A 22,552-nucleotide genomic window follows, 5' to 3' on the forward strand; every position below is an offset into this window, starting at 1 on the left:
GGGCGTGGTCGGGGGCGGGGGCCGTGGGGCGCCCGGAGGGCGCGGGCCGGGTGGGGGCGGGGGTCAGCCGTGCAGGGCGGCCACGGCCTCCGCGAGCGCGCGCGGCACGTCCGGTACGAGGGTGTGCGTGCCGTCGCGGACGATGTGCCGTCCCGCGACGACCGTGTGCCGGACGTCCGCCGCGGTCGCCGCGAAGACGGCCGTCTCGGCGCCGAGCCGGGGCAGCGGGCCCGCGGTCCTGACCGAGTCGAGGGCGATCGTCGTGAAGTCGGCGGCGGCGCCCGCCTCCAGGGTGCCCGCGTCGTCGCGGCCGAGCGCGGCGTGCCCGTCGGCGGAGGCGGCCCGCAGCAGGGCGGCGGCCGTCCAGTGGCCGCGGGTGCGGGTGCGCAGCCGCTCGTCCAGCTCCATCGCGCGTGCCTCTTCGAGGAGGTCGATGACGGCGTGGCTGTCGGAGCCCAGGGAGAGCGGGGACCCGGCCCGCTGGAGGGCGACGGCCGGGCCGATGCCGTCGGCGAGGTCGCGTTCGGTGGTGGGGCACATGCAGGTGCCGGTGCCGGTGGCGCCGAGGAGGGCGATGTCGGCGTCCGTGAGGTGCGTGTTGTGGACGCCGGTGGTGCGGGGGCCGAGGACGCCGTGGTCGCCGAGGAGGCGGGTCGGGGTGCGGCCGTGGGCGGCGAGGCAGGCGTCGTTCTCGGCGGTCTGCTCGGAGAGGTGGACGTGCAGCGGCGCCCCGCGCTCCTCGGCCCAGGCCGCGACCGTGCCGAGCTGGTCGGCGGGCACGGCGCGCACGGAGTGGATCGCGGCCCCGACCCGCGCGTGGTCCCGTTCCTTCAGCAGGGAACAGCGCTCCGCCCAGGCGTCCGCGTCGCCGTCGGAGAAGCGGACCTGGTGGGGGTTGGGCGGTTCGCCGAAGCCGGAGGAGAGGTAGGCGGTGTCGAGGAGGGTGATGCGGATACCGGCGTCGGCGGCGGCCTCGACCAGGGCCTCGCCCATCGCGTTGGGGTCGCTGTAGCGGGTGCCATCGTGCGCGTGGTGCACGTAGTGGAACTCGCCGACGGCCGTGATCCCGGCGAGCGCCATCTCGGCGTACACGGCGCGCGCCAGCCGGTGGTAGGTGTCCGGGGTGAGCCGGTCGGCGACCGCGTACATGACCTCGCGCCAGGTCCAGAAGGTGCCCGAGCCGACCTGGACGGTGCCGCGCAGGGCGCGGTGGAAGGCGTGGCTGTGGGCGTTGGCGAGGCCGGGCAGGGTGAGGCCGCGCAGCGCCTCCGCGCCCGGTGGCGGGGCGGGGACGCCGGTGCGCAGGGCGGTGATCCGCCCGCCGGTCACGTCCAGGGCGACGCCCGGCTCGACATGGGTGCCGAGCCAGGCGTGCTCCAGCCAGTACGTCCGTGTCGGCGGCGCGGTGCTCACGAGCAGGCCAGTCCTTCCAGTACGTCGGCGAGGGCGCGGACCCCGGCCACGCAGTCGTCCTCGGCCGCGAACTCGGCCGGGGAGTGCGAGACGCCCGTGGGGTTGCGCACGAACAGCATGGCGGTCGGGACGCTCCCGGAGAGGATGCCGGCGTCGTGTCCGGCGCCCGTGCCGAGGACGGGGACGGTCAGGCCGGTGTCCTTGCCGAGGACGCGGGCGAGTTCGTCGCGCAGGGCGTGGTCGAACTCGACGACCGGGGTGAACGACTCGCGGACCACGTCCAGGTCGACGCCGTGGGCCGCCGCGTACTCCCGGGCTGCCTTCTCGACCCCGCCGACGACCTGGTCGAGGCGGGGCTGGTCGGCGGCGCGGGAGTCGAGCCAGCCGCGCACCAGGGAGGGCACCGCGTTGACGCCGTTCGGCTCGACCGAGATCTTCCCGAACGTGGCGACGGCGCCCGCGAGTTCGGCCTCCCGGCGGGCGGCGAGGACGGTCTCGGCGTACGGCAGCATCGGGTCGCGGCGGTCCACGAGCCGGGTGGTGCCCGCGTGGTTGGCCTCGCCGCGGAAGTCGAACCGCCAGCGGCCGTGCGGCCAGATGGCGCTCGCCACGCCGACCCGGTCGCCGCTCAGGTCGAGGGCGCGGCCCTGCTCGACGTGGAGTTCGACGAACGCGCCGATCCGGGCGAGGCGTCCGGGGTCGGCGCCGATCGCGTCGGGGTCGTACCCAGCGGCCTCCATGGCGCGCGGGAGGGTGATCCCGTCGCCGTCGGTGAGCCGGTGGGCCTGCTCGACGGTGAGGTGTCCGGCGGTGAGGCGGGAGCCGACGCAGGCGAGCCCGAAGCGGGCGCCCTCCTCGTCACCGAAGTTGACCAGCCCGAGCGGGCGCCTGAACTCGGCGCCGCGGGAGCGGAGTTCGTCGAGCGCGGCGAAGGCGGAGACGACACCGAGGGGGCCGTCGAAGGCGCCGCCGTCGGGCACCGAGTCGAGGTGCGAGCCGGTGACGACGGCGTCCCCGGCCGCCGGGTCGCCGAGCCAGGCCCACTGGTTGCCGTTGCGATCGGTCTCGCAGACGAGGCCGCGCGCCTCGGCCTGGGCGGTGAACCAGGCACGGCAGTCGGCGTCGGCGCCGGTCCAGGCGTGCCGGCGGTAGCCGCCGGACTCGGCGTGGCGGCCCAGGGGGGCCAGGTCCCGCCACATCTCCTGGAAGGAGGCGCCGCGCGGCGGCCGGGTGTCGGTGCTCACGCCTGGTCACCCTCGCGCATCGGGACGCGGACGCCCCGCTCGTCGGCGACCCGCTCGGCGATGTCGTACCCGGCGTCGACGTGCCGGATGACGCCCATGCCGGGGTCGTTGGTGAGGACGCGGCGGATCTTCTCCCCGGCGAGCTTCGTGCCGTCGGCGACGGTGACCTGTCCGGCGTGGATCGAGCGGCCCATGCCGACGCCGCCGCCGTGGTGGATCGACACCCAGGACGCGCCGGAGGCGACGTTCACCATGGCGTTGAGGAGCGGCCAGTCGGCGATGGCGTCGGAGCCGTCGAGCATGGCCTCGGTCTCCCGGTACGGGGAGGCGACGGAGCCGCAGTCGAGGTGGTCGCGGCCGATGGCCAGCGGCGCGGCGAGTTCGCCGCTCGCCACCATGTCGTTGAAGCGCTCACCGGCCTTGTCGCGCTCGCCCTGGCCGAGCCAGCAGATACGGGCGGGCAGGCCCTGGAAGTGGACGCGCTCACCGGCCAGCTTGATCCAGCGGGCCAGGGACTCGTTCTCGGGGAACAGGTCGAGCATCGCCTTGTCGGTGCGGGCGATGTCGGAGGCCTCGCCGGACAGGGCGGCCCAGCGGAAGGGGCCCTTGCCCTCGCAGAACAGGGGGCGGATGTAGGCGGGGACGAAGCCGGGGAACGCGAACGCGCGGTCGTACCCGGCGAGGCGGGCCTCGCCGCGGAGGGAGTTGCCGTAGTCGAAGACCTCGGCGCCCGCGTCCTGGAAGCCGACCATGGCCTCGACGTGCCGGGCCATGGACTCACGGGCGCGGCCGGTGAAGCCCGCCGGGTCCTTGGCGGCGGCGTCGGCCATGTCCTCGAAGGCGATCCCGGTGGGCAGGTAGGCCAGCGGGTCGTGGGCGGAGGTCTGGTCGGTGACGATGTCGATCGGCGCGCCCATCGCGAGGAGCTGCGGGACCACCTCGGCGGCGTTGCCGAGGACGCCGACGGAGAGCGGGCGGCGGGCGTCGCGGGCCTCGACGGCGAGCTGGAGGGCGTGCTCCAGGGAGTCGGCCTTCACGTCGAGGTAGCGGTGCTCGATCCGGCGGTCGATGGCGCGCGGGTCGCAGTCGACGCAGATCGCCACGCCGTCGTTCATGGTGACGGCGAGGGGCTGGGCGCCGCCCATGCCGCCGAGTCCGGCGGTGAGGGTGATGGTCCCGGCGAGGCTGCCGCCGAACTTCTTGGCGGCGACGGCGGCGAAGGTCTCGTAGGTGCCCTGGAGGATGCCCTGGGTGCCGATGTAGATCCAGGAACCGGCGGTCATCTGCCCGTACATGGTCAGGCCGAGGGCCTCCAGGCGGCGGAACTCCTCCCAGGTCGCCCAGTCGCCGACGAGGTTGGAGTTGGCGATGAGGACGCGTGGCGCCCACTCGTGCGTCTGCATCACGCCGACCGGGCGGCCCGACTGGACGAGCATCGTCTCGTCCTGCTTGAGCGTCCGCAGCGTGCGCACCATCGCGTCGAAGGACCGCCAGTCACGGGCGGCCTTGCCGGTGCCGCCGTAGACGACGAGCTTGTCCGGGTGCTCGGCGACCTCGGGGTCCAGGTTGTTCTGGAGCATCCGCAGGGCGGCCTCCTGCTGCCATCCCAGGGCGCTCAGTTCCGTACCGCGCGGCGCTCGGACGGGGCGGGGTCCTGACATGGTCTGCCTCCTTGAGGACGGGGCGTTCCCGACGGATTTTGCTGCTCTTATTCACATCCTGGCCCGATGAATAGAGCTAGTCAATACGACGGGGCCCTCCGGGGGGGGGAGCGGAGGGCCTACGGGGGTGAGGGCGGGGGCGCGGGCGGGGCCCGGCGCGAGGGATGGGGCGTCGGGCGCGGGTGGCGGCCCGGCGCGAGGGACGGGACGTCGGGCACGGGCGGGGCCCGGCGCGAGGGACGGGACGTCGGGCACGGGTGGCGGCCCGGCGCGAGGGACGGGACGTCGGGCACGGGTGGCGGCCGGGGGCAAAGACTGGGGGTACGTACGGGGTGGCCGGTACCGGGAGGATCGATCCGGCTGCGGCGCGACGGGGCGGCGCGCGCGACCACGGGTCGGGGCCGCCCCGAGGCCGACCGGGCGGCGGAGCGCGCCCCGGCCGCCGGGGCATCAGGCGAGGCGGGCCAGGTCCGCGGCATCCCGCGAAACAAGCCGGGAGCCCGGAATGTGGCCCTCGGCAGCACCGCGCGAAGCGACCGGGAGGGGGCGCCCCGCCCAGCAAGCGGGCGCCCCCGCGCGCCGGGGAACGGGCGGGGGCGGCGTAGCGCCGAAGGCCGCCGATCGGTCGCGGAGGCGACCGGACCGGGCGCCGCCCACCGGCCCCGGCGACGGGCCCCGCAGCCGTGAGGGTGCTCCCCGCCGAGGGCGAGGGGCCTCCGCCCACCCACGACACGGGCCCCCGCGCGGCAGGAGAGACGCCGCGCGGAAACCCCTCCCGCCGAGGCGGAGAGCCGCGGCGCACCCGCCCCAAGGGGGCGCACGCCACACCTCTCACCACCCCCGCCCGCCCGCACGCCCTTGACGTGCGCCGGGGGGCGCGGTGTTGAACTGGGAGGTGGGGCCGGAGCGGGCTGATTTCCGTACAGCCGACCCACGCTAGCCACTCCGGGCATGTTCCGCTGGAAAATGCCAGAAGACTCACCGCGAGCGCACACGTTGCGTAGCGTCTCCCTCACTCAGCCGAACCGCAGGCAGAAGGGGGAGCCAACGGTGCCCGGAATCGACGAGTGCCTTGTGGAGGCCATGCGGCTGCCCGGAGCCCGGGGAGCGGCGCTGGTCGACTGGACCAGCGGACTGGCCCTGGGCTCGGTCGGGGAGTTCCCGGGCGGCGACCACGAGACGGCCGCCGCCGAGGCGGCCGAGGTCGCGCGGCTCACGGCGGAGCAGCGGGCGTTCACGCCCGGGGACCTCGGCGGGGACGGCCCGGCCGACCCCCCGGTCGAGGACCTCATCGTCAGCAACCGGGACAGCTACCACGTCCTGCGGTTCGTCCCCACGTCCTTCGACAGCAGCGTGTTCCTCCACGTGTGGCTGGGCCGGTCGGACGGCAATCTCGCACTGGCCAGAATCCGGCTGGGCGAGATGGCCGAGCGGCTGGTGCTGGGATGACCGCCGTCGTGGGGACGACGCCACCGCACACCCCGCCGCCCCGGCTGCCGGTGCGCGACCGCGCGACGGCGGCCCGGGAGGCTGGGGCGGGCGGCGCGGTCTCGCCGATGCTGACCCGGCTCGCCGCGGAGCGGGCCACCGGCGTCCTGGAGCGGGAGCGCGGCACGCTCTACCTGGCCGACGGCCGGGTGGTGCACGCCGAGAGCCCGTACGCGCCCGGCATGGAGGTGCTGCTCCTGACGCACGGCACGCTCGACCCGGCGGACTGGCGGGAGGCGGTGGAGCGCGCCGACGAGGGGTACGGCGCCGCGCTGCGCCTGATCGACTCCGGCCGTGTCACCCGGGCCGCGCTGGAGATATGCCATCTGGGGGCGCTGTTCGACGCGGCGTACTTCGCGCTGGCCCCCAGCAGCACACCGGGCCAGTTCCGCTACGGCACCGGCCACTGGTTCGGCGCGCTGCGCCCGGTGCCGGTGGAGGCGCTGGAGCGGGAGGTCCTGCGCCGCCGGACCCTGCTCCAGGGCCTGTGGCCGGACCCCCTGCCGGACAGCGCCCCCCTGCGGCGGCCGGAGCCGGTCACCATGGGGCCGCTCGCCGGGGGACCGCCCGCCGCGGAACCGTTCGCCGTGCCGGGGCTGACCGCGCGGCGGCGGGCGGTGCTGGCGCTGGTGGACGGGGTGCGGACCGCCCCGGACATTGCGCGCGAGCTGGGCCGGCCGACGTTCGCCACGCTGGTGGACGTACGGCGGCTGGCGGCGGCCGGGCTGCTGACCGCGCCGTTCCCGCCACCGCCGCCCCCGGGGCCACCGGCCGCGCCCGCTCCCCCGCCCTCGTCGTCACCGCCACCGCTCCCCCTGCCGCGGGTGAACGACACCGACATCACGCTGCTGAAGAGGCTCAGGGATGCGCTGGAGGCCCTTTGACCGGCAGCGACCCCGGCCCGAGAAGCACCGGCCGACGGCGGCCGGGCCGGAGATCCTCGCCGAGCTGCGGCGGCTGCGGGCCCGGGTGCCCCGGCTCACCGGGGCGCTCGCGGCGGGCGCGGACGGCATCGTGCTCGCCCACGACACCCCCGGCGTGGCGGCGGAGGGGGTCGCCGCGCTCACCACGACCGCGCTCGGCGCGGCCGTCCGGCTCACCGACACCAGCGGCCAGGGCGAGCTGCGCGAACTGCTGGTCCGCGGGGCCGACGGCTACGTCGCGGCGTACGCGGCCGGGGAGCACGCCGTCCTGACCCTGCTGGCCCGGGACGAGGTGAACGTGGGGCGGCTGCACCTGGAGGGCCGCAGATCGGCCGCCCGGATCGGCGCCCTGCTCGACGGCACCGTACGCCCCCGCCCGGCCACCCCCCTCCCGGCCCTGCCCCCCGCACCCCCGGCCGCCGCACCACCCCCGGTCGCACCGCCCCCCGTCGAACCGCTCCCCGTCCCCCCACCGCACGTACCCCCACCGCCCGCGGCCCCGGCGCCCGCGTCGTCCGAGGTCCGCGAGGCGCCCGCCCGCACCACCACGAAACCCCGCACCACCACCGAAAGTTGAGAGGAACCGAGGAACCGTCATGGCCAACACCGAAACCACCCTCAAGGAAGCGCTGTCCACGATCGAGGGCGCCACCGGCGTCGCGCTCGTCGACTACACCAGCGGGATGGCGCTGGGCACGATGGGCGGCAGCAAGGGCTTCGACCTGAACGTCGCCGCCGCCGGCAACACCGACGTGGTGCGCGCCAAGATGCGCACGATGGAGCACCTGGGGCTGAAGGCGGAGATCGAGGACATCCTGATCACGCTCTCCGACCAGTACCACCTGATCCGGCTGATCAGCGGCCGCGGCGGCAACGGCCTCTTCCTCTACCTGGTCCTCGACGGCAAGCGGGCCAACCTGGCGATGGCCCGCCACCAGCTGAAGCGGATCGAGAACGACCTGGAGATCTGACGCCCGCGGCCCCCGCCGTACGGGGTCCGCCCGCCCGGGACGTGAGGGCGAGGTTCACACCAGTGCCGCGGTGCGGCGACGCGCTCCGCCGGGGGCCGCGTCGCCCGCCGCGACGCCCGTGCCGCGGTAGCCCTTGACCGGCTTTCCGGCCGGGCCCCCGCCGCGGCGGTCGAGCCAGTCGACCCGCACCCACAGCAGCGCGTCCCCGGCCCGCTCCTGCCGCCCGATCCAGCCCGCCTTGAGCCACAGCCCCGCGCCGGCGCCCGCGCACAGCATCCCGGCCGCGGCGGGCACGGCGAAGGCGCTGCCGAGCGCGGCGGCGAAGGCGAGCAGCAGCCACCAGCGGTGCCCGCGCCGCCAGGCCCGTACGGTCACCGCGCGGTCCTGGAGCACGTCGTGCTTGCCCGCCCGGCCCGCGCCGCGGGCGAGTGCCCGGTAGCGTCCGCGCCGGGTGAGCGCCGTGACGGCGGCGGCGAGGATGAAGAGCGCGGCCCCGGCGAGCACGCCGATCCGCCGTCCGGTGATGCCGGGCGGCAGCACGCCGACGCCCGCCGCGCACACCCCGAGCCACCACAGCGGCGCGGCCCCGGCCCGTACGACGACGGCCACCCGCACCAGTCCCTGACCTCCGCGCCCCGCGCGCCCACCACGTGCCACGCCCCGCCTCCTCACCGTCCCGAAGCCGTACGCCCCGGCGATTTCTGGTCGCAGAACGTACCGGCGGAACCTGAGACGAGCCTGAGAACGGACCTGGCTCTCCCTGAGACGCGGCCGACTCCCCGCACGGACCCGGCTCTGTCCACGAGAGGCGGCCGACTCCACCGACGGACCCGGCTGGCGGCCGAGCCGGGCTCACTCCACGAACAGCCCCCGACCGGCGGCGCGGGCGTCGAACTCCTCCAGCCGGGCCTGCGCGTCGGGCAGGTCGTCGCACATCGCCTCCAGCAGCACCCGTCCGAGCAGCATGGGCGCGCAGGCGGTGTCGAAGGCGAGGCCGGTGCCGACGGCGGCGGGCAGCAGCAGGTCGGAGACCTTGGCGACGGGCGCGAACGCCGAGTCGGCGACGGTGACGACGGTGAGCCCGGCGGAGCGCGCGTAGCCGAGGGTGTCGACGACCTCGCGGGGGTGCCGGGGCAGCGCGAAGCAGAGCAGCGCGGACGCCCCGGCCCGGACGGCGGCGTCGATCCGGTCCTGGAGCATGGTGCCGCCCTCGTGGAGCAGCCGTACGTCCGGGTGGACCTTGGCGGCGAAGTAGGCGAAGCCGTACGCCTGGGAGGCGGCGGCGCGCAGCCCGAGCATGGGCAGCGGCCGGGAGGCCGCCAGCAGCCGTCCGGCCCGCTGGACCGGGCGCGGGTCGGCGAGCACCTCGGCGAGATGCCGCAGGTTCTCGATCTCCGCCTCGACGGCCTGCTGGTACTCGTTGAGGGCGACGGCCCCGGCGGGCTGCTCGGCGGGTGCCACCTCGCGCAGATGCCGCCGCAGGGCCGGATACCCGTCGAAGCCGAGCGCGACGGCGAACCGGGTCACGGACGGCTGGCTCACCCCCGCCAGCTCGGCCAGCTCCACACTCGACAGGAACGGCACGTCGGCGGCGCGCCGCACCATGCTGTGCGCGATCCGCCGCTGCGTCGGCGTCAGCCGATGCCCCTCGAACAGCGCCTGGAGCCGCACCCCGGGCCCGTCCCCGCCCTGGCCACCCCTGTCCGCACTCATCGCCCGCTCCACCTCGACCCATTCACCACCGGATAGCTCTGCATGAGGCTATACAGGGAAGCCGGGGTGAGACAGCCGCCCGGAGGGGGAGAGCGATCCGGCCGCCGCGGTCGCGGGCGGCCGGATCACGGGCGGCCGAGGTCAGCCGTCGAGCACCACGCACTGGCGGAGCAGCGGTTCCAGGCGCACCTGGGTGTCCACACGGTCGAGGACCTGGAGAGCGTCGAGGCAGGCGACGATCAGCCGTGCCTCGTCCTCGTCCTCGCCCTCGATCTTGAGCGCCACCGCGGTCGCCGCTCCTTCGAGGTCGAACAGCCCGTCCTTGAACGCGTCCTCAAGGGCCCGGTAACCGGCGATGAGCAGCGGGTCCGCGTACACCCCGGTCTCTTCGGCGAAGGCACGGGCCGCGGCCCGATCCGCGCGGAGTCCCGCCATCCGGCGCAGCACCTCGTCCGGATCACCCAGCTCGTTGTGCAGGCGGTGTGCCCGGCCGACCAGGACCGGCCAGCCACCGGTCAGCTCGTGAAGGCGGTCGAGGCGGTCCTCCGTGTGGAACATGTTGACGCGCTGAGCCCACCCGCGCAGGCTGCGGCGGTCGTGGCGGCGCAGCACCACCGGGGCCGCCGCGGTGGGTTCGGTTCCCGACAGCAGGGTGCGCCACAGGTCCAGCTGGGTGGTGTCGGTGACGAGGACGACCGCGCGGGTGACCCCCGGGGTGGCCGGCAGCATGGTCTCGGCCAGGTCGACGGCCTCACGGCACGTCTCGGGCCGTACCGGGTCCCGGTAGTTGACGAAGTCGCTGATGACGACGCGTCGTTCGCGTGGGCGCCCGCCGGTGAGTTCCTGCTTGTAGACGCTGGGCTTGCCGACGGGGGGCAGGGTCCAGCCGTCGATGGACCCGGCGATCGTTCGCAGGGTGTGGGCCACATCTGTGACTCCGGTGGCGGACGTCCCGAGGACGACCCTCGTCCGGTTGGACCGCTCGCCCAGGAGGTCGTCGAGCTGGGTGTTGGTCAGCGGAGCGGGCTGGCCGTCGGGCAGCTCGGGGCGGCCCTCCTGCACGATGCTCTCCTGGAGTTCGCAGTCCTGTTCGGCCCGGAGCAGACGGGCCTCCACCTCGTGGGACGTGCCGATCATGCGCAGGGCGTTGGGGCCGCGCAGATGCCAGCCCAGGCCGTCGTGGTTGGGCGCGAGAATGCCGAGACCGACCATCTCGGAGAGGTAGGCGCGGAAGCCCTCGGTGTCGAGCTGCTCGAAGCCCTCACGCCAGTAGGTCTCGCACTCCTCACGCAGCTCGGTGTCGCTCAGCCGCACCTCCAGGCCGTGGTGACGCGCCTGGTAGGCCAGCACGTTGGCGATCACGTCGTACCGGTGATCGAGGCTCAGCGTGTCCTTGAAGGCGGCCGAGATGCTGTCCCTGAGCGCGGCGTCCGACTCCACGACCTCGATGTCGGTGACCTCGACCTCGTAGGGGGGTCCTTCGGCTCCGCGGCGCGCCCGCTTGCGCTGCATGAGTTCGACCAGCCGGTGCCCGAACATCTGGAGCAGGAACGGCTGGTAGGAACAGTGTCCGAGGACCCGGTTGACGAGGTCGAGGTCCTTGAACTCGAACCCGAGCGCCCGCATCGGTTCGACCAGCAGCTCGGCCGCGGACTGGGGTGCCAGCGGTCCGATGACCTTCGGGGTCTGGGCGAGGTGGCCGAACGGGCCGTTGCTCGCGAGCTTGGAGAAGCGCTGCACGGAGTGGAGTCCGGCGAAGACGACCTTGGCACGGTCCTTCGTGTCGGACCCCAGGCCCTTGAGCTTCTTCGTCTGGTCGAACCGCGGGGCGTCCGCCTCGAAGAACTGGTCGCACTCGTCGAGCAGGATCAGCAGACGGCGGCGTGAATCCCCGTCGAGCCAGGTCCGGATACCGGTGCGCACCCGGTCGGAGATCTCCTGCCGCTTCCTGCGCCCCGGGGACCGGCTGTCGAGTACCTCCGCCTCGGCCAGTTCGCGTTCCAGGACGCTCCACAATGTCTCCGGCCCGAACGAGCTGCCCTTGCCGATGTTCTCCTGGTCCAGATTGACGTACACCGTCTGGTGGTAGCCGGGGCGCTGCTCCGTGAACCGCTCACCGGCGTCCGCGAGCAGCGCCGACTTGCCGAGTCCTCGGCCGCCATAGATGACCTGGGTTCCTCGCGGGTCGAGGATGCTCTTGCGTTCCGCGTCCCGGCCGTAGAACATCTCGCCGCCGATCCGGCCGCGCTTCTCCCTGATGTAGGGGTTGACGCCGGAGAAGGGCAGCAGTGTCTGCGTGGCCGTGCTGACCTGACGGTTGCCGCATGCCGCGAGATAGGCGAGCGCGGCGTCGTCCACGACCACCAACGGCTGCAACCGGTCCGATCCGACAGCGAGTTCGACGCGGGCCTCACGGCTGAGTGTGCCGAAGTAGACGACGAGGAGGCTCGCTCCGCTGGTGTCACGCTCTGCCCAGCTCATGACGACCTTGGCAGGCGGCCTGCCCCACACCATCATCATCCGCAGGTTGCCGCCCTGCTCCCTGACCTGCGAGCCGAACGCGGGCGCCTTCGCCCTGCCGTTGACCTCCACCCCGGTCGCTTCGAAGAGGCGGTACTCCCGCCGGTGCTGAGAGCGGTCGTCGAGCGCCCTGGCGCTCTTGGCGTCGTAGCCGAGGAGCTTGAGGAGCGGCGGCACCTGTCGCGTCGGAGCCACCTGCAGCCGCTCCTTGGGCTCGGCGGCGGCCAGCGCACGCCACTCGTCCAGGGCGTCGGCCGCCAGTGCGGCCTCGTCGGTGGACAGGGCGCCGTAGTCGAGAACGGGAAGCACCGGGTGCTTGCCACCGGACCGGACCAGGGCGACGAGGTCGTGGTCGATACCGCCCGGCAGGCCGTCGGGCACGACCGGGAAGAACTCGGTGAGGTGGGACTCGCCCCCCTCGATCTCCGGGACGGGCTCGCCGATCTCCAGGAAGTAGACCAGGTCGGCGGCGGTGGCCAGGTCGTTCGTCTCCAGGCGCCGCAGCACCTGGGAGCGCTCCTCCGCGGTGGGCTCCAACGCGTCGAGCCGGGCGCGGACACGGTCGGCGGCCTGCTGCCGGAACGCGGGCAGGTCGCCGCGTACCCTGTCGAGCGCTCGGCGCACGAGCAGCAGGTCGCGGGAGGCGGAGGGGTCCTCCAGGCGGTCACGGGACCCGGCGAGCAGTTCCTGGAGACCCAGGTCCTGGTCCTCGGTCACGGCGCCGTCCGCCTGCGCGCGGTGCAACTCGGCGACGAGTTCGTCGTACGCCGTCCGCAGCTTCCTGTGCCGTACGGCCGCCCGCTCGTCGATCTCAGCCGTGGACGGAGGGGCGAACTCGCCGTTCCGGGCTCCGGGGAGCTGCCCGCGACCGGCCAGCTCGACGATCGTCCGGGCCGCGGCGAAGGCGTCGCGGGAGAGTCTTTCGGCGAGGGCGTCCTGCCAGCTCCGGTCGACCGCGGCGAGGAGCTGATCGAGCGAGGGGTGCTCGTCGGGGCTGTCGCACACCTTGAGCAGTTCGGCGTCCAGCACGCGTTCCGGCGAGTCGGGCGAGCCGCCGGAACGCGCGGGGGCGATGTCTCCGGCCAGCAGGGCGAACAGGTCCTCCATCGAGGCGCGTGCCGCCCAGGCCGTCGCGACGGACACGGCGTCCGAGCGGCGTGCCAGCTGCTCCAGATCGGCCAGGGTCGCCTCCCTGCCGTCCAGCAGTGACTGGCGCAGGGCCGAGATCTCCTTGGCCGCCCGGTTGCCGTCGGAACGGTCACCGCGGCGGGCGACATCGACCGCCAGACTCCATTCCTTGACGATGTCCACGGCCCGCTCGACGAGGTGAACCAGGTCCTGCCGTCCGGAGCCCTGCAACGGCTTGCCGCTGGACGACCGGTGCTTACGGTCCATCCGGTCGATCTCGCTGTTGACCTCAGCGAGTTTCGACAGCCGCTCGGCCTGCTCGCGCACCTGCTGCACCGCGTCGCGGTTGTCGGTGGCGACCGCCGTGAGCAGCGATCCGAGCATTCCCTCCTCGGGGGCCAGCCAGCGCTTGGCGATCTCCGTCGCCCGCGCGAACCGCAGCCGCTGCGGCGCGAGCAGGCCACGAGCCTGCTCGCGCAGCGCCCGCAGACGCAGTTCGCTCTCGGAGGAGTCGGCGGCGAGCGGGGAGGCCATCATGAGGGCACCGCTGAGCGCACGGTCGGCGACGGCGGTGGCCGCCTCGGCGAGCCGGTCCGGGAGCCGTGGCACCAGGACCTTGAGCTGAGCGCCCGCCGAGTGATCGCCGGTGATCAGGGCGGTACGCAACAGGGCGGGCAGGAGGAGGAGTTCGCTGGCCTCGGTGTCGCGGCCCGCGTACCCGCCGTACTCCTGGAGGAGGTCCGCCGTCAGCCGGGCGCCCTGGCTGTCACCCGAGGTGAGCAGCGCGGCAGCGCCTGCCAGCCGGAGCGCCGCCACCTGCGGCCCGGCGTGGTCGGCCGCCTTCGCCAGATGGTGGGCGAGCCCGAAGCGCCGGTCCACGATCAGCCGGGAGAGAGCCCGCTCGACGGCGGCCTCCCGGGTGTCGTCCTCCGCGGGGGCGTCCGCCTCCCGGAGCGGTGCGTGCTGAACGGGAGGGACCGTCGGCGGGGCCGGTTCCGGGACGGGCAGGTCGTGTTCCGCCACGTCCGGCTGCTCGTCGGCGACGGTGGGCGCGGCTTCCGGCTCGGCGGCGGGGGGCGGCTCGGGGGCCGCCGTCGGCGCGGAGTCGACGGGGTCCGGCTCGGGGGCGGCGGGAGCCTCGGTCTCCTGGGCGCGCTGGTCGGCGGTGTCCTCGTCCCCACCGGACAGTTGTATGTCGTGCTGTTCCGGGGTCGTTCCGGGGGCGGCGGAGCCGGCAACGGCCTCGACCTCGGCGGGCTCGCTAACCACGGCCTCCGGCGGGTCAAAGGTCAGTTCGGGTGCCATGAGTACCGCCATGCCGAACGTGGGGAGGACCCGGACGACCTGCGCCTGCAGGGCGAGGATCTCTGCGGCGGCATCCGTCTGCCGCCCCAGTCGGATGAGCTGCGCCAGGGCTGCCAGTGCCGCGCTCTCGTCCCACTGCGGCTTCTCCCAGGCCGGGGAGTCCAGCAGCCGGAGGGCTGCGTCCCGGACGGCTTCCGCGGCGGCCGACGCAGCGGCGGAGCCGTCGGGCCGGGGCGAGACGTCGAGCAGCTGCCGCAAGGGTTCCCGTGCCGTGAGGCCACGCTCGTGCTCCACCCGGAGCGCGTCGACGGCACTCGTGAGGTCCGCCAGTCGACGCGGGACCCCCTCGATCCCCACCGTGCGAAGGGCCCTGTCGGCGGTGTCGAAGGCAGCGCCCAGCGTGTTCAGCGGAGCCAGGTCCTCACCCTCGGGAGGGCGGCCGTCAGCGATCGCGGCGGTTACCCGCTCGGCAGCCTGCCGGGCTTGGGCCAAGGCGGATTCCAGCAGTTGGCAGGCCGCTTCCGGATTCGTCTCGTCGGCGACAGTGTCAAGGCCGACGTCCACGGGCTCGGGTGTGGACGTGCCCGCCCCCTGGCGGCTCACCGCAGCCGCGTGGACGGATGGTGCGTCAGCGGCGACCGGCGGCTTGTCCATGTCCACTGCTTCGGGGACGAAGTCCGGGTTCGCCCCCGCGATGGACCGCGCCGCGGTCCCGACGGCGACAAGCCGGGCCGCATCTTCGTCTCCGGCGGACGCGGCGAACCAGTCCTGGTCAGCCGCCCAGGCGAGGAGACGGGCATCGGCGACCGAAGCGTTGCACCACGCGAACAGCGTGGCCCGGACGAGGGTTGCACCCCACCGTCCGACGGGATCGGGCACCGTCACCCCATCCGGCGGGTGGACAAAGCTGTCCACTTGGTGGAAGACGGTGAACGTGAGCCTCTTGATACCGCATGTACAGGTGTGCTGGCGCGACTCGCGTCGCAACCTGGCAAGGACGTCCCGGCAGAGGGCGCTGCTCACCCTCCGAGGTGCCGCCATGCGGATGCCCAGGCTGCCGAGTAACTCCTGCCGTTCTCTGGGCCGCAGCGAGTTGAAAGCGAGCTCCACCATGTCGACCGTGAGGTCGTGGAGGGCGGCGTCGGCCGGATGGTCCAGAGCGTTGAGGGCGTCGGCCAGGAGCCCGAGGTCCTTTGTCGAGGTATTCGGCGGGGACAAGGGCGGTCCTGTGATGACGCGATACCGATCGTGCATGTACGCGTGCTCCGTTTTCTGTAGGCACTGAACAGGAGGAGGGGAGGAAGACGGGACGGCCGGGCGGGCGAGCGCGGCTCGTCGAGGATGGGCGGATCAGTGGCCGCGCGTGTGCTCGGTGACGAACGTGTATCCGTGCGGCAGTTCCCAGCCGTCGGCTTTGCCGAGTCGGCGGCAGTGGTCCCTGAAGGCCACCCGCTGCGCCTCGCTCGGCGAGCAACCTGGTTGCAGACGGCGCAGGTGTCCGGGGACCAGCTGGACCGCCTGGAGGCCGTCACCGTCCGCGTCGGAGCTGCCCCAGGGCCGTACCACGCGCGGCTGGGCCGGGCGGTAGCCGATGAGGGGGATGGTCCGCTGTCCCTCGCGTGGCGGGAAGTGCGGCTGACCCCAGACGTCACGGCTGCCGAGGGCCGGTTCCAGAAGCCGTTCGGTGAGCAGTTCCGCGACGGCGGAGTTCAGCGCGGCGACCTGTGGGCGGGCGGGCCGCCGCCCGTAGGTGGCGCTGGGAAGCTGCGAACGGTCCATCAGCGCATGGCCGTCGAGGGTCAGCAGACCGCAGCGGCGGACCGTGCGCATCACGAGTTGCCGCGGGGTGAGCCCGGCGGAGCTGTCACCGTGCCGGTCGCTCCCGGGGACGTCCTCCCGTGTGAGCACCTGGGGGTCGTAGCAGTGGCCGGTCTCCCGGTCGCCGACCTGTACGCGTTCCTTGAGCCGTGTCGTGGCCAGACGGATCACCGTGCCGCCACGGAGCCGACGTAGCTCGATCACCAGACCGGGGAAGAAGTCGGAGGGCCAGGCTATCCCCGTCAAGCGCGCTGATTCGTCGCCGAGTTCGGCCGTGACCTGCTGCACCTGCTCCGTGTCCGGTGCGCCGCCGACATGGTCGAGTTCGAGGCGGACCGTGGAGCGCACGTCGTGCGAGAGGCGTAGATCCTCGACGACGTACGGATGCAGGGGGAACCAGCCGCCCATGAGCTGGGCCAGTCGAAGCGGCGCCCGCCAGACGATCTCGTGGGCGTCGCTCCGCAGCAGTTCGCCGGTGCCGAGAGAGGCGTCGTCGGCCAGTGGAAGGTCGACGGGGTCATGTTCCTGTGCGTGGTCCGGCTCCGAGGGGGCGGGCAGCGTGGACGTCCAGCCACGTCCGGCCGGAGCCAGGGGATCTCCGGGCTCTTCCTCGGCACCGGGATGATGCGAGCGCCACACGCCTCCGCCCTCGAAGGCGTCGTCGAGTGTGATCCGGGAACCGTTCCCGAACAGGCCCTGCTCGCTGTCTCCTTGGACGACGTCCGCGAGCGCCAGGTTCGCCCGGCACACCGCTGCCGCGTACCCCACTCCCCTGAGCCGCTCCGTCGCGCCCGGGAAACCGCGGAGGCGCGGGCCGACGGCCGTGTACACGGTGACGGGAGCGGTGAGGCCGTAGCGGCGCTTCGGCGGGGTGGCCGCGCGTTCGACCGCCGAGGCGAGCGACCTCAGATCGTCACCGCCCAGGGGGCCGGTGTCCCGCCAGCAGTCCGCCAACGATGTCCGCGTCATCGCGTAGTCCCGCCAGGTACGGAGGAGGGGGCTGGAGCCGAGGACATCTCGCACCGTCCCGAGGAGACCGAGCAGTCCGGCGCGCAGGTCGTCGTCGTGCGTGCCGCCGACCAGTGCGGCCAGGGAGACGGGGACGAAGGGGCTGAGGAGCTGGTCCCGCGCCGTGGTCAGAAGGTGGTCCGCGTAGGCCGTCAGATCGTCGCGCCGGGCAGCTTCCGGGGACGGGTACCGGACGTCGACGACGACATGCCCGTCCTCGTTGATCCAGCGTCGGCGCGTGCGTAAGCGATGGAGCTGGGTCGACGACAGGCTCAGTGCCGGGCCGAAGGCGTGGAGATCCGGGACCAGGAGTTCCCTCCTGGTGCCCGCGGCGCCGTCACCCGGCGCTCCGGGACCTTCGGCGCCCAGCGGCGCCCCGGACACCCAGGCGGGTAATTCCCCCAGCGTGCCCGATTCCGGATGGGCTCCCTCACGGTGGACGATCTCGGCGTAGAGCGGGTCGGAGCCGGTCGCGACGCACACCATGGCTCCGACCGGGAGCGCGGGCGCGGACCCCCCGAAGGTGATCACGGGGAAGTCGTCGAGGCGCAGCGGGCTCGCACCGTATCCGTCGCCGCCGATGTCGTATCCGAAGTACACGGCGTTGAAGGCCACGGCGGTGTGCACGGGCGAAGGGCGGACGGCGACCACCGCTTCCAGATAGCGCCGCAACCGATCGCGTTCCTCGCCGGGAACGGCGCGGTAGCCCTGCACCATGGCAGACGTCAGCAGTGCCCGGTGCCCATAGGGATCAGGCACCTGTTCCCCACCGCCGAGCGCGGCAGGCTCTTCCGATCCCCCACGTGCGTCATCCGTTGCGCATACATACGGGTCCCCACCCATGACACCTCCGCCGCGCGTCAGCCCACTGCGGTCTGACGTGCGGTTATGCACGCAGGTTATGCCGACCCGGCACATTCCGGAAGCACTTTGGTCACTTTGCGATGATGGACGATTACCAGAATCGAACATGTCTACGTGCAGACGATCGGACCGGCTTCCCGTGTTCGACAGCGGGGCCTGGGGCGCCCCATGAGGTGCCCGGCGAACCGCACGCCCGCGTGGGGCCTGTCGGCGCGGGCGATCACCGAGGCGCTTCGTCGACGTGATCCGGAATGACGCCCCTGCTTCCCGGGCGAAGGTGGAAGTGTGTTCCTCCGGCGCCCCTCGACTCGCTCCGCTCCCCCTGGGACCGGGAACGCGGGATGTCACACAAGGCCTGGACGTGTTTGCGGAAAGGAAAGCCGAGATGACCGAGACCTGGCCCCCCGGCACCCCCGGCCTGCTCCGTCTGCCCTCCGGGCGGGCCGTGCGGGGGCGGGGGCTGCGGTACGGGGACGTGGCGGGGGAGGTGCCCGCGTACGGGGTGTGTCTGACGGGGCGTCGGCCCGAGGAGCGGGCGTGGGAGTCGGTGTGGGTGCCGTGGCGGGACTTCTGGCTGCCGGGTGACCCGGAGGCGGCGCGGGCGGTGCTGCGGGGGGCGTACGAGCGGGCGGCGGTCGAGCGGGTGGAGATCTGCTGCGGGGGCGGGGTCGGGCGGACCGGTACGGCGCTGTCGGCGCTGTGCGTCTTCGACGGGCTGGAGCCGCGGGAGGCGGTGCGGTGGGTGCGGGCGCGCTATCACCGGCGCGCGGTCGAGGTGCCGTGGCAGCGGCGGTTCGTACGGCAGGTGCACGCCGCGGAGCACGGGGGCGCGCGGCGGGGATGACGCCCCGCCCCGGCCGGGGTGGCGGGGCGCCCCCCTGCCGACAGGGGGGCTAACCCCAGTGTCAGCGGCCGGGCGGCTGCCTACCGTGGAGGGCATGACGGGACGGGAGACCACCATGGACGCGCGGGACGCCGAGTTGAAGAAGGAACTCCACGCCACCTTGCAGGCCCGCAGGGAGCTGGGTGAGGAGTACGAGTCCGCGTTGGTGGACTCGTTCCTGGAGAAGGTCGACCAGCGGATCGACGGGTCGGTCGAGCGGCGGGTGCGGCGGCAGTTCGCCGAGCAGCGGATGGTCGCGGCCCGCGACGGCGGGCGGTCGGCGGGGGCGGGCGACTCGTGGGGCGAGCGGTTCGGGTTCGGGATCGTGTCGCTGGTGCTGGCGGTGCCGCTGTCCGCGATCGGCGCGGGCGTGGCCCATCTGCCGGGGCTGATCGTGTCCTGGCTCGGCATCGTCGGCGTGAACGCGGTGCAGGCCGCGCGGACCAACCCGGATCTCTTCGGCGGGCGGAGGCGGCGCGGGGGCGGGTCGGACGACGACCGCTGGTCGGACTGACCCGCGGGGGCCCGGTGACGCCTGAGCCGCCGGGGGACCCGCGACCGGCGGGAAAGAGGCTCCGCGCCGGGACATGGCCCTGAGCCGGGTGAGGCCGTGCGCGGGGAAAAGGCTGTGCACCGGGAAAAGGCTGTGCGCGGGGACCGCCGCACCCCCGTTGCCGGGGGGCGGGACGACGGCGGTCCCCGCGAGGGACGCGGGCCGGGTCAGGGCCGGGCCTCACGTCCTTGGCGTCGGTGGATGGTCCGGGAGCCGCTCCGGTGGTCCGTGACGCCGTTTTGGTGCCGGTGGGGCGGGGAGCCGCTCCCGCCCTGCCGACATCCACCAATGTGCCGGACGCGTGTTAAGCGTGTGCTGCGCGGACGTGACGCCCTCGTACCACTTCCGCGAAGTCCGCCGCCCGTGAAGTCCACCGGTCGCGGGGGCGGTTCACCGCAGGTTTCCCCGCCGTCGCGCCCCCGGACACCGGATTCGCTACTTGCCGCCCTTGGCGAGGAAGGCCAGCAGGTCCTGGCGGCTGATGACGCCGGTGGGCTTGCCCTCGACGAGGACGATCGCGGCGTCGGCGGCACCGAGCACGGTCATCAGGTCGCCGACCGGCTCACCGGAGCCGACCTGCGGCAGCGGCGCGCACATGTGCTTCTCCAGCGGGTCCTCCAGCGAGGCGCGCTGGCTGAACAGGGCGTCCAGCAGCTCCCGTTCGACGACCGAGCCGACGACCTCGGCGGCCATCACGTCGGGGTGACCGGCGCCGGGCTTGACGACGGGCATCTGCGAGACGCCGTACTCGCGCAGCACCTCGATGGCCTGGCCGACGGTCTCCTCGGGGTGCATGTGCACGAGGGACGGCATCGCGCCGTGCTGCTTGTCGTTGAGGACGTCGGCGACGCGGGCGCTGGGGCCCTCGTCCTCCAGGAAGCCGTAGTCGGCCATCCACTCGTCGTTGAAGATCTTGCTGAGGTAGCCGCGGCCGCTGTCCGGCAGCAGCACGACCACGACGTCGTCCTCGCCGAGCCGCGCGGCGACCTCCAGCGCGGCGACGACGGCCATGCCGCAGGAGCCGCCGACGAGAAGGCCCTCCTCCTTGGCGAGGCGGCGGGTCATCTGGAAGGAGTCCTTGTCGGAGACCGGCACGATCTCGTCGGCGACGGTCCGGTCGTAGGCGGTCGGCCAGAAGTCCTCGCCGACGCCCTCGACGAGGTACGGCCGCCCGGAGCCGCCGGAGTAGACGGAGCCCTCGGGGTCGGCGCCGACGACCTGGACGCGGCCCTCGCTGGCGTCCTTCAGGTAGCGGCCGGTGCCGGAGATGGTGCCGCCGGTGCCCACGCCCGCGACGAAGTGGGTGATGCGTCCCTCGGTCTGCTCCCACAGCTCGGGGCCGGTGGAGTGGTAGTGGGAGAGGGGGTTGTTCGGGTTGGAGTACTGGTCCGGCTTCCACGCGCCGGGCGTCTCACGGACCAGCCGGTCGGAGACGTTGTAGTACGAGTCCGGGTGCTCCGGGTCCACGGCCGTCGGGCAGACGACGACCTCCGCGCCGTACGCGCGCAGCACGTTGATCTTGTCGGTGCTGACCTTGTCGGGGCAGACGAAGATGCACTTGTAGCCCTTCTGCTGGGCCACGATCGCCAGCCCGACCCCCGTGTTTCCGCTGGTCGGCTCCACGATGGTGCCCCCCGGCCGGAGGGCGCCGCTCTGCTCGGCGGCCTCGATCATGCGCAGGGCGATGCGGTCCTTGACCGAGCCGCCGGGGTTGAAGTACTCGACCTTGGCCAGGACGGTCGCCCGGATGCCCTTGGTCACGCTGTTGAGCTTCACCAGCGGGGTGTTGCCGACGAGGCTGATCATCGAGTCGTGGAAATGCACCGTTGTCTCCGGTTGCTTGCACAAAACAGTGGTCGTGGTTGGTCGTGCCAGCCTACGGCCCGGTCATCACGTTCACTCCCGCGCGAGATTGACCGACCGCCGCCACGGGGCAAGGAGTGGGTGTACGACACGAGGAGGTGGCGGCGAGGCATGACGAGCATGTCCAGGGCGAGGGTGGCCAGGCGCATCGCGGCCGGCGCGGCCTACGGCGGCGGCGGGATCGGTCTGGCCGGGGCGGCGGCCGTGGGACTGGTGCTGGCGGAGGTACGGCTGGCCAGACGCGCCGTCGGCCACGGCGCCGGCGATCCGCACGTCCCCCAGGCCGACGGCCGCTACGGCCGGGCGTACGACTCCCCCGGCCCCGGCGTCGAGCCGCTGTACCTGACGCTGCTCGGCGACTCCACGGCGGCGGGGCAGGGCGTGCACCGGGCCGGGCAGACACCGGGGGCGCTGCTGGCGTCGGGGCTCGCGGCGGTGGCGGAGCGGCCGGTGGAGCTGCGCAACGTGGCGCTGCCGGGCGCGCAGTCCGACGACCTCGACCGGCAGGTGGCGCTGGTGGTCGGCGACTTCGGGCGGGTCCCCGACGTGTGCGTGATCATGGTCGGCGCGAACGACGTGACCCACCGCATGCCCCCGACCCGCTCGGTGCGGCACCTGGCGGCGGCGGTACGGCGGCTGCGGACGGCCGGGGCGGAGGTCGTCGTCGGGACCTGCCCCGACCTGGGCACGATCGAGCCGGTCGGCCAGCCCCTGCGCTGGCTGGCCCGCCGCGCCTCCCGCCAGCTGGCCGCCGCGCAGACCATCGGCGCGGTGGAGCAGGGCGGCCGTACGGTGTCGCTGGGCGACCTGCTGGGCCCCGAGTTCGCGGCGAACCCCGGCGAGCTGTTCGGCCCCGACCACTACCACCCCTCCGCGGAGGGCTACGCGACGGCCGCGATGGCCGTCCTGCCCACGGTCTGCGCCGCCCTGGGCCTGTGGCCCGCCGACGAGGAGCGCCCCGACGCCTCCCGCCGCGAGGGCTTCCTCCCGGTCGCCCGAGCCGCCGCCGAGGCGGCGAGCGAGGCAGGCACCGAGGTCACCGCCGCCCTCCCGACCGGCCCCCGAGGCCCCTGGGCCCTCCTCAAACGCCGCAGGCGCAGGAGGGTCCCAGAACCGGAACCGACCCCGACAAGGCAATAAGCCCGTCCGGCGTTTGAGGACGAGGCCCGTCCAGGGCCGAAAGGGGGGTCTGGGGGC

The 22,552-nt window shown here is 73.8% G+C and carries 15 protein-coding genes; 7 read left to right on the forward strand and 8 right to left on the reverse strand.

Annotated elements, in window-relative coordinates; genetic code table 11:
• Positions 1-63 precede the first annotated feature (63 nt).
• Genes ACIQPQ_RS11865 through hutU form a run of 3 tightly spaced genes read right to left on the reverse strand, consistent with a single transcriptional unit; the run spans position 64 to position 4,318 of the window.
• On the reverse strand, positions 64-1,413 hold the full coding sequence (locus tag ACIQPQ_RS11865; RefSeq protein WP_401302774.1) for a formimidoylglutamate deiminase: 1,350 nt from the start codon (positions 1,411-1,413) through the stop codon (positions 64-66).
• On the reverse strand, positions 1,410-2,612 hold the full coding sequence (locus tag ACIQPQ_RS11870; RefSeq protein WP_401303552.1) for an allantoate amidohydrolase: 1,203 nt from the start codon (positions 2,610-2,612) through the stop codon (positions 1,410-1,412). Before ACIQPQ_RS11870 ends, ACIQPQ_RS11865 begins: the two co-directional genes overlap by 4 nt.
• A gap of 41 nt (positions 2,613-2,653) precedes the next feature.
• A complete protein-coding gene (hutU, locus tag ACIQPQ_RS11875) occupies positions 2,654-4,318 on the reverse strand; it encodes a urocanate hydratase (protein WP_383774399.1) in 1,665 nt (554 codons plus the stop codon).
• Between the two features lie 1,050 nt (positions 4,319-5,368).
• On the opposite strand from hutU, the gene ACIQPQ_RS11880 reads away from it, so the two are divergent.
• The 4 genes from ACIQPQ_RS11880 to ACIQPQ_RS11895 are packed head-to-tail and all read left to right on the forward strand — an operon-like array spanning position 5,369 to position 7,700.
• Positions 5,369-5,767, forward strand: coding sequence for a hypothetical protein (locus ACIQPQ_RS11880; RefSeq protein ID WP_383774401.1), 399 nt, complete (start codon positions 5,369-5,371; stop codon positions 5,765-5,767).
• Entirely contained in the window at positions 5,764-6,690 is a 927-nt protein-coding gene (locus ACIQPQ_RS11885) for a transcriptional regulator (RefSeq protein ID WP_401302777.1), read from the forward strand. Before ACIQPQ_RS11880 ends, ACIQPQ_RS11885 begins: the two co-directional genes overlap by 4 nt.
• Positions 6,671-7,306 (forward strand): roadblock/LC7 domain-containing protein, encoded by a 636-nt coding sequence (locus ACIQPQ_RS11890; RefSeq protein ID WP_401302779.1) that lies wholly within the window; start codon positions 6,671-6,673, stop codon positions 7,304-7,306. The genes ACIQPQ_RS11885 and ACIQPQ_RS11890 overlap by 20 nt, the downstream gene beginning before the upstream one ends.
• Positions 7,307-7,325: 19 nt before the next feature.
• Positions 7,326-7,700: a hypothetical protein gene (locus ACIQPQ_RS11895; RefSeq protein WP_401302781.1), complete on the forward strand. Its 375-nt coding sequence runs from the start codon at positions 7,326-7,328 to the stop codon at positions 7,698-7,700.
• 54 nt (positions 7,701-7,754) lie between these two features.
• On the opposite strand, the gene ACIQPQ_RS11900 is transcribed toward ACIQPQ_RS11895, so the two are convergent.
• The 4 genes from ACIQPQ_RS11900 to ACIQPQ_RS11915 form a co-directional block, all read right to left on the reverse strand.
• Positions 7,755-8,357, reverse strand: a complete 603-nt coding sequence (locus tag ACIQPQ_RS11900; RefSeq protein ID WP_401302783.1) for a hypothetical protein — start codon at positions 8,355-8,357, stop codon at positions 7,755-7,757.
• A gap of 195 nt (positions 8,358-8,552) precedes the next feature.
• Positions 8,553-9,413 carry a MurR/RpiR family transcriptional regulator gene (locus ACIQPQ_RS11905; RefSeq protein ID WP_401302785.1) on the reverse strand — a complete coding sequence of 287 codons (861 nt, stop codon included), beginning with the start codon at positions 9,411-9,413 and terminating at the stop codon, positions 8,553-8,555.
• 141 nt (positions 9,414-9,554) lie between these two features.
• Positions 9,555-15,620 carry a hypothetical protein gene (locus ACIQPQ_RS11910; protein ID WP_401302787.1) on the reverse strand — a complete coding sequence of 2,022 codons (6,066 nt, stop codon included), beginning with the start codon at positions 15,618-15,620 and terminating at the stop codon, positions 9,555-9,557.
• A 96-nt stretch (positions 15,621-15,716) separates the two neighbouring features.
• A complete protein-coding gene (locus ACIQPQ_RS11915; RefSeq protein ID WP_401302789.1) occupies positions 15,717-17,951 on the reverse strand; it encodes a hypothetical protein in 2,235 nt (744 codons plus the stop codon).
• 490 nt (positions 17,952-18,441) lie between these two features.
• On the opposite strand from ACIQPQ_RS11915, the gene ACIQPQ_RS11920 reads away from it, so the two are divergent.
• Both ACIQPQ_RS11920 and ACIQPQ_RS11925 read left to right on the forward strand, forming a co-directional pair.
• A complete protein-coding gene (locus ACIQPQ_RS11920) occupies positions 18,442-18,900 on the forward strand; it encodes a protein phosphatase (RefSeq protein WP_401302791.1) in 459 nt (152 codons plus the stop codon).
• A gap of 115 nt (positions 18,901-19,015) precedes the next feature.
• Positions 19,016-19,453, forward strand: a complete 438-nt coding sequence (locus tag ACIQPQ_RS11925) for a hypothetical protein (RefSeq protein WP_401303554.1) — start codon at positions 19,016-19,018, stop codon at positions 19,451-19,453.
• A gap of 474 nt (positions 19,454-19,927) precedes the next feature.
• Here the strand turns inward: ACIQPQ_RS11925 and ACIQPQ_RS11930 are convergent, their stop codons facing one another.
• Positions 19,928-21,316: a cystathionine beta-synthase gene (locus ACIQPQ_RS11930; protein WP_401302793.1), complete on the reverse strand. Its 1,389-nt coding sequence runs from the start codon at positions 21,314-21,316 to the stop codon at positions 19,928-19,930.
• Positions 21,317-21,466: 150 nt separating this feature from the next.
• Between ACIQPQ_RS11930 and ACIQPQ_RS11935 the strand changes: the two genes are divergently transcribed.
• Entirely contained in the window at positions 21,467-22,495 is a 1,029-nt protein-coding gene (locus ACIQPQ_RS11935) for an SGNH/GDSL hydrolase family protein (protein ID WP_401302795.1), read from the forward strand.
• Positions 22,496-22,552: the final 57 nt, after the last annotated feature.

The organism is Streptomyces sp. NPDC091281 (assembly GCF_044757425.1).
Lineage (GTDB): Bacteria > Actinomycetota > Actinomycetes > Streptomycetales > Streptomycetaceae > Streptomyces.

Coding starts and splice junctions, on each gene's coding strand:
- ACIQPQ_RS11895 (WP_401302781.1), top strand. CDS start 7,326: ATGGCCAACACCGAAACCACCCTCAAGGAAGCGCTGTCCACGATCGAG.
- ACIQPQ_RS11905 (WP_401302785.1), bottom strand. CDS start 9,413: ATGAGTGCGGACAGGGGTGGCCAGGGCGGGGACGGGCCCGGGGTGCGG.
- hutU (WP_383774399.1), bottom strand. CDS start 4,318: ATGTCAGGACCCCGCCCCGTCCGAGCGCCGCGCGGTACGGAACTGAGC.
- ACIQPQ_RS11935 (WP_401302795.1), top strand. CDS start 21,467: ATGACGAGCATGTCCAGGGCGAGGGTGGCCAGGCGCATCGCGGCCGGC.
- ACIQPQ_RS11925 (WP_401303554.1), top strand. CDS start 19,016: ATGGACGCGCGGGACGCCGAGTTGAAGAAGGAACTCCACGCCACCTTG.
- ACIQPQ_RS11890 (WP_401302779.1), top strand. CDS start 6,671: ATGCGCTGGAGGCCCTTTGACCGGCAGCGACCCCGGCCCGAGAAGCAC.
- ACIQPQ_RS11885 (WP_401302777.1), top strand. CDS start 5,764: ATGACCGCCGTCGTGGGGACGACGCCACCGCACACCCCGCCGCCCCGG.
- ACIQPQ_RS11920 (WP_401302791.1), top strand. CDS start 18,442: ATGACCGAGACCTGGCCCCCCGGCACCCCCGGCCTGCTCCGTCTGCCC.
- ACIQPQ_RS11910 (WP_401302787.1), bottom strand. CDS start 15,620: ATGCACGATCGGTATCGCGTCATCACAGGACCGCCCTTGTCCCCGCCG.
- ACIQPQ_RS11870 (WP_401303552.1), bottom strand. CDS start 2,612: ATGTGGCGGGACCTGGCCCCCCTGGGCCGCCACGCCGAGTCCGGCGGC.